The organism is Pseudomonas sp. 30_B (genome assembly GCF_017491605.1).
Classification (GTDB): Bacteria; Pseudomonadota; Gammaproteobacteria; order Pseudomonadales; family Pseudomonadaceae; genus Pseudomonas.
Genome location: NZ_JAFGYY010000026.1, coordinates 13,152 through 30,285, shown reverse-complemented (window position 1 = coordinate 30,285; position 17,134 = coordinate 13,152). Strand labels below are relative to the sequence as shown.

The 17,134-nt window shown below is 63.9% G+C and carries 12 protein-coding genes; 5 read left to right on the top strand and 7 right to left on the bottom strand.

Going from position 1 to position 17,134, the window contains the following annotated elements; translation table 11 throughout:
* Nucleotides 1-83: 83 nt before the first annotated feature.
* The 6 genes from J5M67_RS22900 to J5M67_RS22875 all read right to left on the bottom strand — a co-directional run bounded on the left by J5M67_RS22900 (nt 84) and on the right by J5M67_RS22875 (nt 5,459).
* On the bottom strand, nt 84-1,235 hold the full coding sequence (locus J5M67_RS22900; RefSeq protein WP_207887610.1) for an acyl-CoA dehydrogenase family protein: 1,152 nt from the start codon (nt 1,233-1,235) through the stop codon (nt 84-86).
* A gap of 18 nt (nt 1,236-1,253) precedes the next feature.
* Nucleotides 1,254-2,084, bottom strand: a complete 831-nt coding sequence (locus J5M67_RS22895; protein WP_207887609.1) for an SDR family NAD(P)-dependent oxidoreductase — start codon at nt 2,082-2,084, stop codon at nt 1,254-1,256.
* A gap of 35 nt (nt 2,085-2,119) precedes the next feature.
* Nucleotides 2,120-2,539 (bottom strand): MaoC family dehydratase, encoded by a 420-nt coding sequence (locus J5M67_RS22890; protein ID WP_207887608.1) that lies wholly within the window; start codon nt 2,537-2,539, stop codon nt 2,120-2,122.
* Between the two features lie 10 nt (nt 2,540-2,549).
* Nucleotides 2,550-2,990, bottom strand: coding sequence for a MaoC family dehydratase N-terminal domain-containing protein (locus J5M67_RS22885; protein WP_207887607.1), 441 nt, complete (start codon nt 2,988-2,990; stop codon nt 2,550-2,552).
* Nucleotides 2,991-3,001: 11 nt separating this feature from the next.
* Nucleotides 3,002-4,189 carry a lipid-transfer protein gene (locus J5M67_RS22880; protein ID WP_207887606.1) on the bottom strand — a complete coding sequence of 396 codons (1,188 nt, stop codon included), beginning with the start codon at nt 4,187-4,189 and terminating at the stop codon, nt 3,002-3,004.
* A gap of 142 nt (nt 4,190-4,331) precedes the next feature.
* Nucleotides 4,332-5,459, bottom strand: a complete 1,128-nt coding sequence (locus tag J5M67_RS22875) for a CaiB/BaiF CoA-transferase family protein (protein ID WP_207887605.1) — start codon at nt 5,457-5,459, stop codon at nt 4,332-4,334.
* A gap of 203 nt (nt 5,460-5,662) precedes the next feature.
* On the opposite strand from J5M67_RS22875, the gene J5M67_RS22870 reads away from it, so the two are divergent.
* Nucleotides 5,663-8,371: a LuxR C-terminal-related transcriptional regulator gene (locus J5M67_RS22870; protein ID WP_207887604.1), complete on the top strand. Its 2,709-nt coding sequence runs from the start codon at nt 5,663-5,665 to the stop codon at nt 8,369-8,371.
* On the opposite strand, the gene J5M67_RS22865 is transcribed toward J5M67_RS22870, so the two are convergent.
* Nucleotides 8,368-10,743: a LuxR C-terminal-related transcriptional regulator gene (locus J5M67_RS22865; RefSeq protein ID WP_207887603.1), complete on the bottom strand. Its 2,376-nt coding sequence runs from the start codon at nt 10,741-10,743 to the stop codon at nt 8,368-8,370. The two genes, J5M67_RS22870 and J5M67_RS22865, sit on opposite strands and share 4 nt — an antisense overlap.
* Nucleotides 10,744-11,029: 286 nt before the next feature.
* Here J5M67_RS22865 and J5M67_RS22860 point away from each other — a divergent pair, with 286 nt between their 5' ends.
* The 4 genes from J5M67_RS22860 (at nt 11,030) to J5M67_RS22845 (ending at nt 17,056) form a co-directional block, all read left to right on the top strand.
* Entirely contained in the window at nt 11,030-12,880 is a 1,851-nt protein-coding gene (locus J5M67_RS22860) for a DUF1302 domain-containing protein (RefSeq protein ID WP_207887602.1), read from the top strand.
* Between the two features lie 25 nt (nt 12,881-12,905).
* The gene (locus J5M67_RS22855) at nt 12,906-14,270 is read left to right on the top strand and encodes a DUF1329 domain-containing protein (protein ID WP_207887601.1); all 1,365 of its coding nucleotides are present in this window, start codon (nt 12,906-12,908) and stop codon (nt 14,268-14,270) included.
* A 243-nt stretch (nt 14,271-14,513) separates the two neighbouring features.
* Nucleotides 14,514-16,307, top strand: coding sequence for an acyl-CoA dehydrogenase (locus J5M67_RS22850; RefSeq protein ID WP_207887600.1), 1,794 nt, complete (start codon nt 14,514-14,516; stop codon nt 16,305-16,307).
* Between the two features lie 335 nt (nt 16,308-16,642).
* Complete coding sequence (locus J5M67_RS22845) at nt 16,643-17,056, top strand: hypothetical protein (RefSeq protein ID WP_207887599.1); 414 nt, start codon at nt 16,643-16,645, stop codon at nt 17,054-17,056.
* The last annotated feature ends 78 nt before the right edge of the window (nt 17,057-17,134 follow it).

Sequence of the window (17,134 nt, the reverse complement as noted above, 5' to 3'; positions counted from 1 at the left end):
CCTCGCATCGACAATGACGCCAGGGGTGACAGGGCCTCCCCTGGCGTCGCTCGCTGTGGCCGGCAACCGGGTGCCGGCTACCATTACAACGAACGGCCTACCAGCTCGCGCTGGATCTCATTGGCCCCACCATAGATTCGCGACACACGGGCGTCGGCGAACATGCGGGCGATGGGATATTCGTTCATGTAGCCGAAGCCACCGAAGAACTGCAGGCACGTATCGATGACTTCGCCCTGACGATCAGTCAGCCAGAACTTGCCCATCGACGCCAGGGTGGTATCCAGCGTGCCGTCAACCCAGCGCTGGACGATCAGGTCGGCCAGGGTGCGCGAAGCGAGAACGGTGGTTTTCACTTCCGCCAGGGTGAAGCGGGTGTTCTGGAAGTCCAGAATCGACTTGCCGAAGGCCTTGCGCTCGCGGGTGTACTCCAGCGTCAGAGACAACGCGCGCTCCATGCCGGCGGCAGCCTGAAGCGCGATTTCCGCACGCTCGTAGGGCAACTGCTGCATCAGCTGGATGAAGCCCTGGCCTTCCACACCGCCGAGCAGGCAATGGGCCGGCACCTCGCAGTCCTGGAAGAACATCTCCGAGGTGTCCTGACCCGGCAGGCCGATCTTGTCCAGGCACTTGCCACGATGGAAGCCGGGCGTCGAGGTGTCCACGATGAACAGCGAAATGCCACGGGAGCCCTTGGCCTCCAGATCGGTCTTGGCAACGACGATGACCACATCGCTGTTCTGGCCATTGCTGATGAAGGTCTTGGAGCCGTTGATTACATAGCGATCCCCTTTCTTCACCGCGCGGGTCTTCACGCCCTGCAGGTCGGAACCCGTCCCCGGCTCGGTCATGGCGATGGAGGTGATGACCTTCCCGGAGGCGATGCCGGGCAACCACTGGCGCTTCTGCTCCTCGGTGCCGCTGGCGAGAATATAGTGGCCGACGATGTGGTTGATGCTCAGCGCAATGCTCATGACGCCGGCATAGGTCAGCTCCTCCATGGCCACCGTATAGTGGGCGGGCGAACCGTCAACACCACCATACTCGGAAGGAATATCCGGCAGGATCATGCCCATCTCGCCGCAAGCCAGCCAGGCCGCACGGTCAGAGTGGTGCTGAGCACGCCATTTATCGTCATGGGGCACCAGTTGCTCACGGACGAAACGACGGATGCTGTCACGGAAGGCATCCAGGTCGGGATCCATCCAGGGGGAACGATAATTTTCCACGCGCATGTCAGGAGTCTCCGCCGATCAAACGACAGTGCCCAGACCGCCGCCGCAGACCAGGACCTGGCCGGTGACGTAGTCGGACTCGGGAATGCAAAACATGTATACCGCGCCGGCGGCTTCGTCCGGAGTGCCCGGGCGGCCCAGCGGGGTCATGTGCTTCGATTGCTCGACCAGTTGCGGGCTGATGCCGACGCGAATGTCGCGACCTTCGATCTTGACGGTCTTCACTTCACCTTCGACTGGTACGGTCATCCGGGTTTCGATGTGGCCGTAGGCGACGGCGTTGACGTTGACCTTGTGCCGTCCCCACTCCTTCGCCAGCGCCTTGGTCAGGCCCATCACACCCGCCTTGGCGGTGGAGTAGTTGACCTGCCCGGCGTTGCCGCTGGCCGATACCGAGGAGATGTTCACCACCTTGCGGTTGACCACCCGGCCTTCGGCCGCTTCCACCTTGGCCGCAGCGCTGATGACCGGATAAGCGGCGCGGAGGATGCGGAACGGTGCGGTGAGGTGGCAATCCATGATGGCGTACCACTGCTCGTCGGTCATTTTCTGGATCACGTTGTCCCAGGTGTAGCCCGCGTTGTTGACGATGATGTCGATGCCACCGTAGTTGTCGACCGCGGTCTTGACGAAGCGGTCGGCGAAATCCACCGCGGTGACGCTGCCGATGCAGGCCACGGCTTCGCCGCCGGCGGCACGGATTTCCGCCACCACTTCCTCGGCGGGCGCCGCGTCCAGATCGTTGACCACCACGCGGGCGCCCTCGGAGGCCAGCTTCAGCGCCACGCTACGGCCGATGCCCCGACCGGAGCCGGTCACCAGGGCTACTTTTCCTTCTAGTTTCTGCATGTTGTTCTATTCCTGCTGATGGATTCGATGGGGGATCAGGCCAGCGCCACGATGGCTTCGCCGACGATCTTGGGTTCGCCGTACTGGTTGGCGCACTGGATTTCCAGGCGCACGCGCTTCTCGCCGGCCTGTTCGAACTTCTCGGCGACTCGCCCGGTGAGATGCGGGATGTGCCCCAGCTGGGTGATGCCGACGAAGCGAACCGCCAGGCGACGCAAGCGGGGTTGCGGCACCCATTGGGTGAGCAGACGGCCCAGGTAGGCGGCGGACAGCATGCCGTGGGCGAACACGTCGGGCTGGCGCGCCTTGCGGGCGAAGTCGATGTCGATGTGGATCTGGTTGTGATCGCCCGAGGCGCCGGCGTAGAGCGCCAGCATGGTGCGGTTGATCGGGCGCAGCTTGAGCAGCGGCAGGGTGTCGCCGACCTGGACGTCGCTGTAGAGCGGAATGTTCATGGGCGGCTCCTCAGCGCTGCACAAGGGACGAACGGATGTCGGCGACATGCTCGCCATCCTGGTTGGTGACGCGGGTTTCCTGGACCACGAACTGCAATGCGCCGCCCTTCTTCTCGTAGACGTCGGCAATGCGCGTATCGAAGGTCAGCACGTCGCCGGCAAAGACCATGCGGTGATAGATGAACTCCTGCTCGGCATGGAGGATGCGGCCGAGGTCGAAGCCCATCACCTCCTCGACGATGGCCTGTGGGTTGCGGCCTTCGCTTTCCAGGCACATGAGGAAGGTTGGCGGCACCGGCAATGCTCGATAGCCGGCAGCACGCGCCGCCTCTTCATCGAAATACACCGGATCGGTCTCGCCGATCGCCTTGGCGAAGAAGCGCAGGCGGCCCTTCTCCACCTCGGTGGTGGTGACCCCGGTGGAACGGCCGATCAGGGATTTGTCTGCCATGTCCGCTTTCCTCAGCCGCGCCCGTAGAGGGTCACGACGCCGGCGCCGCCCAAGCCCAGGTTGTGCTGCAGGGCATGCTGCAGGCCTTCCACCTGGCGCTTGTCCGCCGTGCCGCGCAGTTGGTGAGTCAGCTCATAGCACTGCGCAAGACCGGTGGCGCCCAGCGGGTGCCCCTTGGACAGCAGGCCGCCGGACGGGTTGACCACCACTTGGCCGCCATAGGTGTTGTTGCCGTCCATGACGAACTTCTCGCTTTCGCCGACTTTGCAGAAGCCCAGCCCCTCGTAGGTCAGCAGTTCGTTGTGGGCGAAGCAGTCGTGCAGTTCGCAGACGCGGATGTCTTCCGGACCGACCCCGGCCTTCTCGTAGACTTCATAGGCGGCGTCATGGGTCATGCCGACACCGACAATGTTGATCATCGACGGTGGATCGAAAGCCTCGGGCTTATCGGTGGCCATGGCCTGGGCCAGGATGGTCACGTCGGTGCGCAGGCCGTGCTTGCGCGCAAAGCGCTCGGATACGATGATCGCCGCGGCGCCGCCACAGGTCGGCGGGCAGGCCATCAGGCGGGTCATCACACCCTCCCAGACAACCTGGTCGGCCATCACTTCCTCGGTGGTGACGACCTTCCGGAACACCGACAACGGGTTGTTTGCGGCATGGCGGCTGGCCTTGGCGCGAATCGCCGCAAAGGTTTCCATGCGGGTCCCGTACTTGAGCATGTGCTCCTTGCCGGCGCCGCCGAAGAACATCAGCGCCCCGGGCATGCCGACGCCTTCGGGGAAGACTTGCGCTGCCGAGTCGAAGCCTTTGCCCATCGTCGTTACGCGATCCGTCCAGGCGTTGCGCAGTGCCCCGGGTTGCATCTGCTCGAAGCCGAAGGCCAGGGCGCAATCCACGGCGCCGCTTTCCACCGCCTGACGCGCCAGGTAGAGCGCTGTCGAGCCACTGGCGCAGTTGTTGTTGACGTTGATGACGGGGATCCCCGTCATGCCCACTTCATACAGCGCCGATTGGCCACAGGTTGAATCGCCGTAGACATATCCGGCATAGGCCTGCTGAACCAGGTCGTAACTCAGACCGGCATCCTTCAACGCAAGACGCACGGCTTCGGCGCCCATCTCGACGTAGGAGCCGCTGGCGCCGGGCTTGGCGAACGGGATCATGCCTACACCGGCAACATAGGTTTTCTGCGACATCGCGATCTCCAGTAATCTGTGTGTGAAGGGCCCGCCTAGACCAGCGCACCCTGCAGCCATGGTCTTGCATGCCGGTCGGGCTGTATCCCGCCCATGAGGAGTGGGCCACCCACCCCTTCCAGCCCCGCAGGCCCCTGCAACCTCAGGCGATGGCGCCGGCGGCGCGCAACGTCGCGACCGCCGCGTCGTCCAGACCCAGTTCTCGCAGTACCTCCAGGGTCTGCGCGCCATTGCTCACCCGTTCGCCCGGCTTGGCCGGCGTGCGACTGAAGCGAGGCGCCGGCCCCGGATAAATGCCCTGGGCGTCGTTAATGAAGGTGCCGCGGGCACGCAGATGCGGGTGATTGGGCGCCTCGTCGAAATCCAGTACCGGCGCGAAACAGACGTCAGTCCCTTCCAGCAGCTGGCACCACTGGTCGCGGGTACGCCCGCGGAACACCGTTTCCAGCTTGCTGCGCAGGCTTGGCCAGCGCTCGCGATCCCATTGCTTCTCGAACTCGGGATCATCGATCTCGCAGAGTTCCAGCAGTTGCCGGTAGAACTGCGGCTCGATGGAGCCTATGGAGATCAGCTGCCCATCGGCGCAGGTGTAGCAACCGTAGAAAGGCGCCCCGCCATCGAAGAGGTTGCTGCCCCGCCCTCCCCACTCGCCACGCTGGCGGAACTCGTAATACATCGTCGACATCAGCGCCACACCATCGCTGATCGCCGCATCCACCACCTGGCCCTTGCCCGAGCGTTGCGCCTCGAACAGCGCTGCCAGCACGCCAGCCACCAGGAACAGTGCGCCGCCGCCCATGTCACCCACCAGGTGCAAGGGCGGCGTCGGCTCTCGGTCAGTATGTCCCATGGCATGCAGGGCCCCGGTGAGCGCGATGTAGTTGAGGTCGTGGCCGGCTACCGGCGCCAGGCTGCCGGTCTGCCCCCAACCGGTCATGCGCCCGTACACCAACCGTGGATTACGCTGCAGGCAGATTTCCGGCCCCAGGCCCAGACGCTCCATCACACCGGGACGGAAGCCCTCTACCAGCACATCGGCTGCGTCGATCAACGCCAGCAGGACCTCCGTCGCACCGGGCTTGCGCGGGTCGATGCCGATACTGCGACGCCCCCTGCCGATCACGCTGCCATCGCCATTGAGGAATCCCGATTGCAACCGGTCAACGCGAATGACTTCAGCGCCCATGTCCGCCAGCATCATCACGGCGAATGGCGCTGGACCGATTGCATTCATCTCAACGACCTTGATACCCGCCAATGGTCCCGCCATGCCTTTCCCTCTTGTTCTTGTGTCGGCCGGCAATCCGGACGAACAGCGGCATATGCACGCTGCAAACCAGACACTAACGGGCAGCCCCGCAGGCGCAATCGCTCGAATGGCTGAGTGGCCGGGATGAGGTGGCAAGCCTCGAGCGGCATGGCAATATGCGTGCAGGCAGTTTTCCGCCACCGATAGACGGAGCTCATTGCACAATGGCCGAGCAGCAGTCCCTTCTGGCGTTCCTGGCGCACACGCCGGAAGAACACGGGAAGTCCACCGAAAGCCGCGGCGAGTCGAGAATGACCGCCGATCTGCTGCAAGGCAGATCCCGAGCGCCGCTCCCGGGCAAGGCGCATTTGCCTCGACCACAACTCATCGCTCGCATCGATGCGCATCGCGATGCTCGCCTGATCCTGATCCGCGCTCCCGCCGGATTCGGCAAGTCGACCCTCTTGGCGCAACTGCACGCGGCACGCAGCAACTGTGCCTGGCTGAGTCTCGATGCCGTCGACAACGACCCCCGAGTTCTCGCCCGCGCGCTGGCGCTGAGCCTGGATTCCCTGCTCGACGCCCCGTGCGCACCGGTCGCCCCACTTCCCGGAGACGGCGCGGCAAGCCAGTTGCTGGCCAGGCTGGAGGCACTCCCCAAGCCATTCACCCTGTTCCTGGACGAGTTCGAAGTACTCAAGTCCACCGAGGCGCTCGAACTGCTGCGCGAACTGTGGGACACCTTCCCGCCTGATGCCCAGTTGGTCATTGCCAGCCGCAGCACCCCGAACCTGCGCCTCGGCCAGTTGCGGGCGCAGGGGCAACTGCTGGAACTGACGGCCGATGCGCTGCGTTTCGAGCTCGACGAGACTCGCCGTTTCCTTCAGGAGCGCCTGGGTTCCGCCCTCTCGGAAAGCGCGATCGACACCTTGCAATCCCGCACCGAAGGCTGGGTGACCGCACTGCACCTCGCGGCGTTGTCCCTGCAGGACCGCCGCGATCCAGGCTCCTTCGTCGCGACGTTCAGCGGCTCGCAGCACGAGCTGGCGGAGTACCTCACCGAAGACATCCTGGCGCACCTGCCCGATACCCTGAGCGATTTTCTGCTCAAGACCAGCGTCCTGGATCGTTTCTGCGCTCCCCTGTGCAATGCCCTGACTGGACGCAGCGATGCCGCCGAGGTATTGGAGCAGATCCAGCGTCTGGGGTTGTTCCTGGTGCCCCTGGATAACCAGGGCGAGTGGTTCCGCTATCACCGTTTGTTCGCCGGATTCCTCCAGCACATGCTGGCCCGCCACGCCGACAGCGAACTCAAGCAGCTGCACCGCATCGCGGCCCAGTGGCATCTGCAGTTCGGCATACCGCTGGCAGCCATCGAACACCTGCTGAAGATCGACGACGCCAGTGCCGCCGTCCAACAGCTGGATCAGCACCTCAACGAACTGCTCGACGGTGGGCGCTATCGCGCGCTCCTGCGCTGCCTCGATCAGTTGCCCGTCGCGCTGGTCGATCAGCACCCGCGTCTGGCCCTGGTGCACGCCTGGACCCTCCTGCTGGCGCGCCGTTACCAGCAAGCGCTGCAACTGGTGGAGCGCAATCCAAGCACCGTGGAGAGTCAGGTCATCCAATGCGTGCTGCTGGCCTTCAGCGACCAGATCGAGGCCACCTGCGACCTCGGCGAGCCTCTGTTCGAGCGGTTACCTGAGAAGGAATTCCAGCAGCGCGGCCTGCTCGGCAGCTGCCTTGCCTACTGCCTGTTTTCCAGCGGTCGCACAGAGGCGGCGCGCGAAGTGCTGGCGAGACTGGCCCGGTCGTCCGGACAGAATGCATTGATCGTCGTGGAGTCCGTCGCCGACGGTATCGAGAGCGTGATTGATCTGGTGCAAGGCAACCTGGCCGCGGCCCGAGCCCGAGTGGAAGCCAGCGCGCATCGCCACCTGATGAGTTCCAATGAGCAATGGTTGGCCGGGCGCATTTCGGTCGACGCCATGCGTGCCCAGGTTCTTTATGAGACTGGAGAGCTGGAACAGGCGCAGCAGATCCTGCTCAACGCACCCGCCTTCTCTGTCCTCAGCGCAGGACCGGATGTGCTGATCGTCAGCCACATCCTGCTCGCCCGCATCGCCTATCAGCAGGGGCAGCGAGCGGCCTGGATGAACCACCTCGCCAGCCTGGAGCAGCTGGGACGCCAAGGTGGCCCCAGCCGGCTGATCTATTCGGTGTGGCTGGAGCGTGCACGCATTGCCACCCTGGAAGGTCATCTTGATCAGGCAGCGCAGGCACTACGCTCGGCGGAATTCAACAATGGCTGGGAACGCCCCGGCCTGCTGCTGTACGGGAATGACGTCGATACGCTGTTCGTTGCCCGCCAACGCTGGTGCATTGCCCATGGCGAAGCCCAATCGGCACGCCAGGAGCTGGGAAACGCCCTCACCGAAGCGGAGTCACGGGGCCATCGGCGCCGTGCAATCAAGCTACGACTTCTTCTGGCCATGGCAAGACATGCCAGTGGCAGCGATGAAGAAGCTTTCGAGACGCTGGTCCCGGCCTTGCAATGGGCCAGCCAGGAGGGCTTCGTGCAAATTTTCGTTGAGGAAGGCGAGCGCCTGGGGCAATTGTTGCGGGACTGGCTGGTCAAGGTCGGCCCATCCTGCAGCAGCCTGGGGATTTCACCGGACTTCGTGCACTGCGTGGCGCAGCAGGCTGGCAGTACCACGAGCAGCGCCGGAGCCGCGGAGCAGCCACTCAGCCCCCGCGAGTTGGACGTCCTGCGCCTGCTGGCTGGCGGCAACCGCAATAAGAGCATTGCGGACCGGCTGTGCCTGTCCCTGCACACGGTGAAGACCCATCTGCGCAATATCAGCGTCAAGCTCGGTGCCGAGGGGCGTACCGAGGTCATCGCCATCGCGCGCGCCCGGCAATTGATCGACTAGGCCAGCAAGCCCAGTTCCCGGGCACGCTTGACCGCCTGGGTGCGGCGCTTCACACCGAGCTTGTGGTTGATGTGGATGGTATGGGCCTTGACGGTGTTGAGGGAAATGAACAGGCGCCCGCTGATTTCCAGATTGGTCAGGCCGTCCGCCATCAGCCGCAGCACCCCCATTTCCCGTGGTGTCAGCACGCGGACCAGGGTGGTATCCGCAGCCTCCTCGAACGTCGCCCAGGCCGGCTCGGCCAGGACCACTTCGACACGCGAGCGGGTCAGGCCATTGAGCCCTAGCCGCTCACAGGTTTCCCGCCAGGTGCACGATGCTTCCATGGCCGCCATGCGCTGACCGAGCCCCTCGAGTGTCAGTGCCAGCACTTGCTGGGCGCGATAGCGCAGCGAAGGTGCGTTCAGCGGTGGCAGCACATCGGGCTCGCAGAGCGCTTCAGCCAGGCTGTGCACCTGCCCCTGCATTTCCGTCCAGCGTTGTTGACGCGCCATCAGTCTCAGTGCCTGCAACTTGAGTACCCGTTCGTAGCAGACCGCCTCCGCGCGCATGCACTCCAGATGGCGCCGTACTTCCCGCAGGCAGGCTTCGGCCTGTGCGACCTCTCCCTGGTGGACCGCAACCTCCGACAAACCGATACCGGCATGCAGGATGAACGGATCGCTGCAACGACGGGCATAGGCAAAGCCGCGCCGGTAGGATGACTCCCCTTGCTCCAGATCGCCGCCCAATAACGCCATCTCGGCCTGCAGCAGATGCAGCCGCCCAAGAAGCATCGGATGCTCGGTGCTTTGGGCTTTGAGCAGGTCGAAATCGTGACGCAGCAGCTCGTCGGCCTGCGCCCATTCGCCGGTAAGGATCAGCAGACGCAGGCGATCGGTGTCGATCAGCACTTCGCTGGCCACGCAGCCATGCCGGCGCGCCAGCCGCACAGCACACTCCAGCAACTCGGCGGACTGCGCCACATTCCCCTCGGACATGGCGATCCGTGCCAGGGTCGAATAACACAGGTGGATCGAGTGCCAGTCCCGCGCATCCAGGTCATCGAGCGCCGACCGGCAATGTGCCTTCGCCCGCCTGGCATCTCCACGCAATCCCATCAGAGTCCCCTGCAACGCCTCCCAGTTGGCCAGCATACGCCGCTGATGGTGGGCGCACGGTTGAGGCAGTTGCCAGCCGAGACGATCGATGCAAGTCTGCGCTTCGTCCAGGCGCCAACCGATGAGCAAGGCCTGGGCATTGAGATAGATCAGGAACGGTGTGCTTTCCAGCAGACTCGGAGAAAGCCGCTCGCGCCACCGCAACCAGCTGTTGAGGTGGGAGCCGGCGTACAGCCAGGCGAGAGGGACGCGCTCCATGTAGCTGGCCGCAGTATCCACCTGACCTTCGCTGAGCGCCAATTCCACCGCATCGCCGACGAAGCCCGCATCGCGCAACAGGCGGCAGGCTTGCAGACGCAAGCGGCTGAGCTCGCGCGGCGGCAACTCGTCGACCAACGCCCGCGCCAGCGCCGGGTGCATCTGCCACCAGCGCGCCTCGGCATCCAATGGTATCAGCAGTCCCAACGACAACAGCTGGGTGGCGAACTCCCGGCTGGCATCCAGCTCCGGCCACAGTTCGGCGCACATGGCCGCGGATACCTTGGGTAGATGAGCGATGCCGCACAACATAGAGCGCTGCGCCTCATCCAGACGGGCCAGCAACTGCTCACGGACATATTCGCGCTGGCGGAGCACCGGAGGCCGGATTGCATTATCCGCACCCTGCAGGCCCAGGCGCACCATCGCGCACCAGCCCAAGGTCAGGTCCCACAATTCATCGCCGAACGACTCTGCGTCAGCATCCGCAGCCAACGCCATCAGGCGGTCGAACTCCTCGCGGCTGAAGGCGAGGCTGTCAGCACCCAGTTCGACCACGCCTCCTTCCAGCGCCAACCGCGCCAGTTGCCAATGCGGACGCTGCCGGGAACTGACCCAAAGCCGCACAGGGCTGCCGCCATCCTCCAGCAACTGGATCAGCCAGTCGTCCAGCTCGGGATCGGCGCCGGCGGGATAGTCATCGAGTATCAGGCAGATCCGGATCGACGACTGACACAGGCGCTCGCGAAGCGCCTCGGGGGCGAGTTCCGCCGGCAACCCCAACTGACCCGCCAGAAGGCGCGAGAAGACGCAAAGCCCCGGTGTCCTTCCGTGCAGCGACAGCCAGGCGTAACGCACTCCTGCCGGCATCTGCGCAAGGCTCTCGCGCAGCAGGGCAGTCTTGCCGAACCCGCCCGGGGCATTGAGCAAGCACAGGCGGTCAGCGCCAAGTAGCTGGCGACTCAGACGTTCACGCGGCAGGTGAGCGAGCGGGCTGGAAGTCGAGGACAGCATGCTGGAGGGCGCCATGGACCGAGTACCAGAGTGACTTTATGGTGATCCTTGTCGCCCATGAGGCTTTCCACCATCAGCCATTCGAGGTATTCGATTCAAACGGTTACAGCGCCGGTTACCTTTTTCCCCGAAACGCCATTTTGCGTACGGTCTCCTTCGTTACAGGAGGAGCTCCGGGGCACCGGGTTACGCACGAAATTACCTGAACAGGCAATTCAGGGGCGCTGCACGACTCCCTAGCATGACCACTCCACTGACTCATCGAAGCGTTTCACTGGAGTACCGCATGACTACAAGAACAACAAAGAGCCGCGTCTTCCAGCCGCGTTTACTGGCTATCGCCGTCGCCATGGGCTGCGGCACCCAGGCCAACGCAGTTGATTTCACTATCGGGGAGATCGAGGGCAAGCTGGACTCATCGCTGACCTTCGGCACCAGTTGGGCCACCAGCGCACCCGACAAGCAGTTCATCTCGAACTTCAACTCCATGGGTGTAAAAGGAGGCAAGTCGTCGTCGCGCACCACCGACGATGGCCGTCTCAACTTCAAGAGCGGCGAGAACATCTCGACGGTCGTCAAGGGCATCCACGACCTCGAGCTCAAGTACAAGGACAGCGGCGCCTTCCTGCGCGGCAAGTACTGGTACGACTTCGAGCTCAAGGATGGCCACCAGCACTTCTACGACATCGACGACCATGGTCGCGACCAGGCGGCCAAAAGCTCCGGCGCGATGCTCATGGACGCCTTCGTCTACCACAATTACAACGTCGGCGACTTGCCGGGTAACGTCCGCCTGGGCAAGCAGGTGGTGAACTGGGGCGAAAGCACCTTCATCCAGAACGGCATCAGCTCGATCAACCCGCTCGATGTCGCCGCTCTGCGCCGCCCCGGTTCGGAGGTGAAGGAAGGCCTGGTACCCGTGCAAATGTTCTACCTGTCCCAGGGACTCACCGAGAACATCACGGCGGAAGCCTTCTACCAGATCCAATGGGACAAGACCGTCACCGACAACTGCGGCACCTTCTTCGGCGCCGATGGCGTGGCCAAGGGCTGCGACGACCGCCTGGTGACCGCCGGCTACGACCTGGCGCCAGGTGAAGCGGCCAACACCGGCGGTGCCGCCGCACTGGCGACCATGATGGATGACGCGTACATCCCCCGGGCCAAGGACAACGACGCCCGCGACAGCGGCCAGTATGGTCTGGCACTGCGGTGGTTCGTGCCGGAGCTGAACGAGACCGAGTTCGGCGCCTACGCCATGAAGTACCACAGCCGCAGTCCGTTCCTGAGCACCGTTCGTACCACTAACGCCAACGCGGTCAATCCCCTGGCCTCGATCCGCGATGCCAAATACTTCATCGACTACCCCGAGGACATCAGGCTTTACGGCCTGAGCTTCGCCACCAACCTGGCGGGCATGTCCTGGGGCGGCGAAATGAGCTACCGGCCGAACATGCCGCTCCAGCTCAATACCGCAGACCTGGTGAGCGCAACCCTGACGCCGGTCGGCAGAGCCTCCCCATCGCCACTGTTCACCACAGGCTTCTCCAGCGACGTGCCGGCCGGCGGGGTCATCAACGGCTACGACCGCAAGCCGGTAGTGCAGCTGCAAACCACCCTGACCAAGCTGTTCAACCAGGTCTGGGGCGCCGATCGCCTGACCCTGGTCGGCGAGGTCGGCTACAACCGCATCAACAGTCTGGGCGACACCGATGGCACCGACCTTCGCTTCGGCCGCAGTCCGGCCTTCGGCTCCGGCATCCTGCCTGGTGCGACCGGCGCGGCCACCTGCCGCGGCACCAATGTCGGGAAGCCCAACGCCAGCAACCCGGCGCAGCAGTGCAACAGTCATGGCTTCTACACCGCTGACTCCTGGGGCTACCGCGTACGCGGGCAGCTCGACTACCCGAACGTATTCGCCGGGATCAACCTCTCGCCCAACCTGGCCTGGTCCCACGACGTGGAAGGCAGCGGCCCGAACTTCGAGGAAGGCGCCAAGGCCGTCAGCCTCGGTCTGAACGCCGACTACCGGAATACCTACACCGCCGCGCTCAGTTACACGAACTACTTCGACGGCAAATACAACACCATGACCGACCGCGACTTCGTCTCGCTGAGCCTCGGTGTGAACTTCTGAACCGTAACTGCGGAGACGCAATACAATGAAAAATCACCTCACCCTGGGCGGCGGTGCTTTGGCACTGTCACTGTTTGCCGGAAGCGCACTGGCAGCCATCTCCCCGCAAGAAGCAGACAAGCTCGGCACCAGCCTCACCCCCGTCGGCGCCCAGAAAGAAGGCAATGCCGACAGCAGTATCCCGGCCTGGACCGGTGGCCTGAAAGCGGGTGCGGCCCCGGTCGAGAACGGTTTTCTGGGCGATCCTTATGCCAGCGAAAAACCGCTGTTCGTGATCACCGCCAGCAACGCCGAGCAGTACAAGGACAAGTTGACCCCCGGCCAGCTGGCGCTGTTCAAGCGCTATCCGGATAGCTACAGGATTCCGGTCTACCCCAGCCACCGTAGTGCAAGCTCACCGCAAGCGGTCTACGACGCCATCAAGAAAGGCGCGACCCAGGTGCAACTGATCAACGATGGCAACGGGCTGGCCAATTTTTCCAGCCACTACACGCCCTTCCCCATCCCCAAGAGTGGCGTGGAAGTGGTGTGGAACCATGAAACCCGCTACCGCGGAACCAATCTGGAGCGCTACAGCGCCCAGGTGACCCCCCAGGTCAATGGCGACTTCACCGCCGTCGGTTTCAAGGAGAACACCGGATTCCCGCAGTTCATGAGTGACAACGATCCGGCCAAGAGCGCGAACATCCTGTACTACTACAAGCAGGAGATCATCGCGCCCTCGCGCCTGACCGGCACGGTAAATCTGGCCTACGAAACCATCGACCAGCTCAAGGACCCTCGTCAGGCGTGGACCTACAACGCCGGCCAACGCCGCGTCCGCCGTGCGCCGGAGGTGGCCTATGACGGCCCTGGCAGCGCCGCCGACGGCATGCGTACCGCCGACAACTCCGACCTCTACAACGGCGCGCCGGACCGCTACGACTGGAAGCTGATCGGCAAGAAGGAAATCTACATCCCCTACAACAGCTATCGCCTGATGTCGCCGAAACTCAAACTCGCCGACATCGTCCGTCCAGGTCACATCAACCCTGACCATACCCGTTACGAACTGCACCGCGTGTGGGAAGTCGAGGGCACCCTCAAGCCCGGTGCGCGCCATGTGTATGCCAAGCGCCACATGTACTTCGACGAGGACACCTGGATGCTCGCCGAAGTCGATCATTACGACAGCCGTGGCCAGCTCTGGCGGGTTGCCGAAGGTCACCAGGCCAGTGACTATCAGGAGGGTACTGGCGTGTATGCCGCACAGACCCTCTATGACCTCATCGCTGGCCGCTACCTGGTGATGAACCTGATCAATGAGGCCAAGCAAGGCACCCAGTACGGCATGAAGTACTCCTCCACGGACTTCACCCCGGCTGCACTACGCAACTCCGGCATCCGCTGACCCCAGTGGGCGCTCCGGCCGCGGAGCGCCCATGGCTTGCCCCGTCAATTCCCGCCAAGGTCAATGCCCTCACGGTCCACTTCCGAGCCCGGGGTGAAAACTTCCGGCGCTCAAGGACGGTCAACTCTTCAACAAGCCCCGAACGCCCCACTCGAAGAGAGGGGCGCTGCCCCGGTCCGTGTCCGCTTAAATGCAGGCCTTCACACAACCAAGCCGCGCCGCTGGCTGCACAGGAGTTCCAACATGAGTGAGTACATCGCCCCGCTGCGCGACATGCAGTTCATCCTGCGCGAATTGCGTCTGCTGGAAACCGTGGCCGAGCTGCCCAACCATGAAGACATGGGCGCGGAACTGGTGAATGCCATCCTCACCGAGGCCAGCCGCTTCGCCCAGGGCGTGCTGTCGCCGCTGAACGTCGTAGGCGACCGCCAGGGTGCACGCTGGCAGGATGGCCAGGTGACGACCGCCCCCGGTTGGCACAATGCCTACCAGCAGTTCGTCGCCAACGGCTGGAATGCCCTCTCCTGCCCTTCCGACTTCGGTGGCCAGGGCGCACCGCGACTGGTTTCCGCACTGGTGGAAGAAATGTGGAACGCCGCCAACGTCGCCTTTGGCCTCTGCCCGATGCTCACCCGCGGCGCCATCGAAGCCATCGAGCTGCGCGGCTCCGACGAGCTCAAGCGCACCTGGCTACCGAAGCTGGTGAGCGGCGAATGGACCGGCACCATGAACCTCACCGAGCCCCAGGCCGGTTCCGATCTCTCCGCGGTACGCAGCCGCGCCGAACCCAGGGGCGACGGCACCTACCGGTTGTTCGGGCAGAAAATCTTCATCACCTACGGCGAGCACGACCTCACCGACAATATCGTCCACCTGGTGCTGGCCCGTGTGCCTGGCGCGCCTGAGGGCGTGAAGGGTATCTCGCTGTTCGTGGTGCCCAAGGTGCTGCTGAACGATGATGGAAGCCTGGGCGAACGCAACGACGTACGCTGCGTTTCCATCGAGCACAAGCTCGGCATCCATGGCAGCCCCACCGCAGTGCTGGCCTTTGGCGACCATGGCGGTGCCACCGGCTGGCTGGTCGGTGAAGAGAATCGCGGCCTGGAGTACATGTTCATCATGATGAACGCCGCGCGCTTCTCGGTGGGTATCGAAGGCATCGGCCTGGCCGAGCGGGCCTACCAGCGCGCCGTAACCTACGCCCGGCAGCGCATCCAGGGCGGCGAAACCGGTAGCTCCAGCCGCGAAAAAGTGGCCATCCTGCGCCATCCGGACGTGCGCCGCATGCTGATGTCGATGCGTTCGCGCATCGAGGCCATGCGCGCCCTGGCCTGTGAAGTGGCGCTGGCCATGGACCAGGCTCATGGCCATCCCGTCAGTGCCGTGCGCCAGAAGCGACAAGCCTTCGTTGATCTGATGATTCCGGTGATCAAGGGCTGGTGCACGGAAAACGCCGTGGACATTGCCTCCCTGGGTGTACAGGTCCACGGCGGCATGGGGTTCATCGAGGAGACCGGCGCCGCCCAGCACCTGCGCGACGCCCGGATCACCCCCATTTATGAGGGCACCACCGGCATCCAGGCCAGTGACCTGATCGGCCGCAAGATCGCCCGCGACCGCGGCGAAACGGCAGCCGCACTGATCGCGGAGATGCGTGACACCCAACGCGCGCTCCCGGATGAGGATGCGCAACTGGCCGGCATCCGGCATCACCTGTTCCTGGCGATCAATGCCCTGGACGACGCCGTGACCTTCGTCGTCCATCACTACGATCACCAGGTACGGCAGGTGGCCCTGGGCTCCGTGCCGCTGCTGGAGCTGTTCGGCATCGTTGCCGGCGGCTGGCAGATGGCGCGCGCCGCACGGATCGCCCAACAGCACCTGACCTCCGGCAGTGGGGATGCCGCGTTCTACCGGGCCAAGCTGCGTACCGCGCAGTTCTACGCCGGACACATCCTTACCCGCGCGCCAGGGCTGGCGCAGAGCATCATCGACGGCGGCGACGCCGCCCTGAGCATGGATGACTTCGCGTTCTGACCACAGCAACGCTCACCGCCCGTCCGAAGTCCGGACGGGCGTGTGGAACGTGTAACGCCAACTTTACACTCCCTCTGCCGACCGCCGTTCCTGCTCCCTGCTTGCGCCATGCCTTACGGCAGAGCGCTTGGCTATTTCCGCTCCCCCCCTTATGCGGGATTGCTCGTTGACAGTCCGGTGGCGCTTCAGTGAGATGGCCTTTCGTTAAGGCAAATGGCATTGCCGGTTGACTGATGTGTGCGTTGTAGTAGCTGCGATGCCACGATGACGAAGCTCACGCGATCCCGACGGTCGCAGCGGGTTTCATTGATTCATCGACACAGGAGAGGCCGGCGATGCATAACCAGGCAGCCCGGAACACCCCGGAAGTCGATTACGACGATCAGTTCTTCCTCGCCTTCGAAATCCAGGTCCTGCAGAAGGCCCTGCCCGCTTTCGAAGAAGCCTCGCGCTTCGCCCGCGACCGAGGCCTGCGCTGTAGCGTGGAACTCGTCACCAACGCCGACGGCCACCCCGAACTCAGCCTGCTCGCCAGGCAGCGCGAGGACCTGCCGGACAGTTGTTATCGCCTCATTGCCGACCCGGTGACGCAGGGCATCGTCCATGAGGAATTCACCGCCGTAAGCCGGCGCACCCGGCGCCAGCCTTCGCACCTGGCATCGCTCAATGCACAGATGCTGGAGCTGCAGTTGTCGGCGTTCTTCATGCATGCCTTCGGTATGCGCCTGGACTACGCCACAGAACGCTGACTCCCTTTCGACTCGCCGGTCGTCGGATCGGTCAGGTAGTTCCGTCGGAGCAGCCCGGTAAAGGATGATTTATGGCAA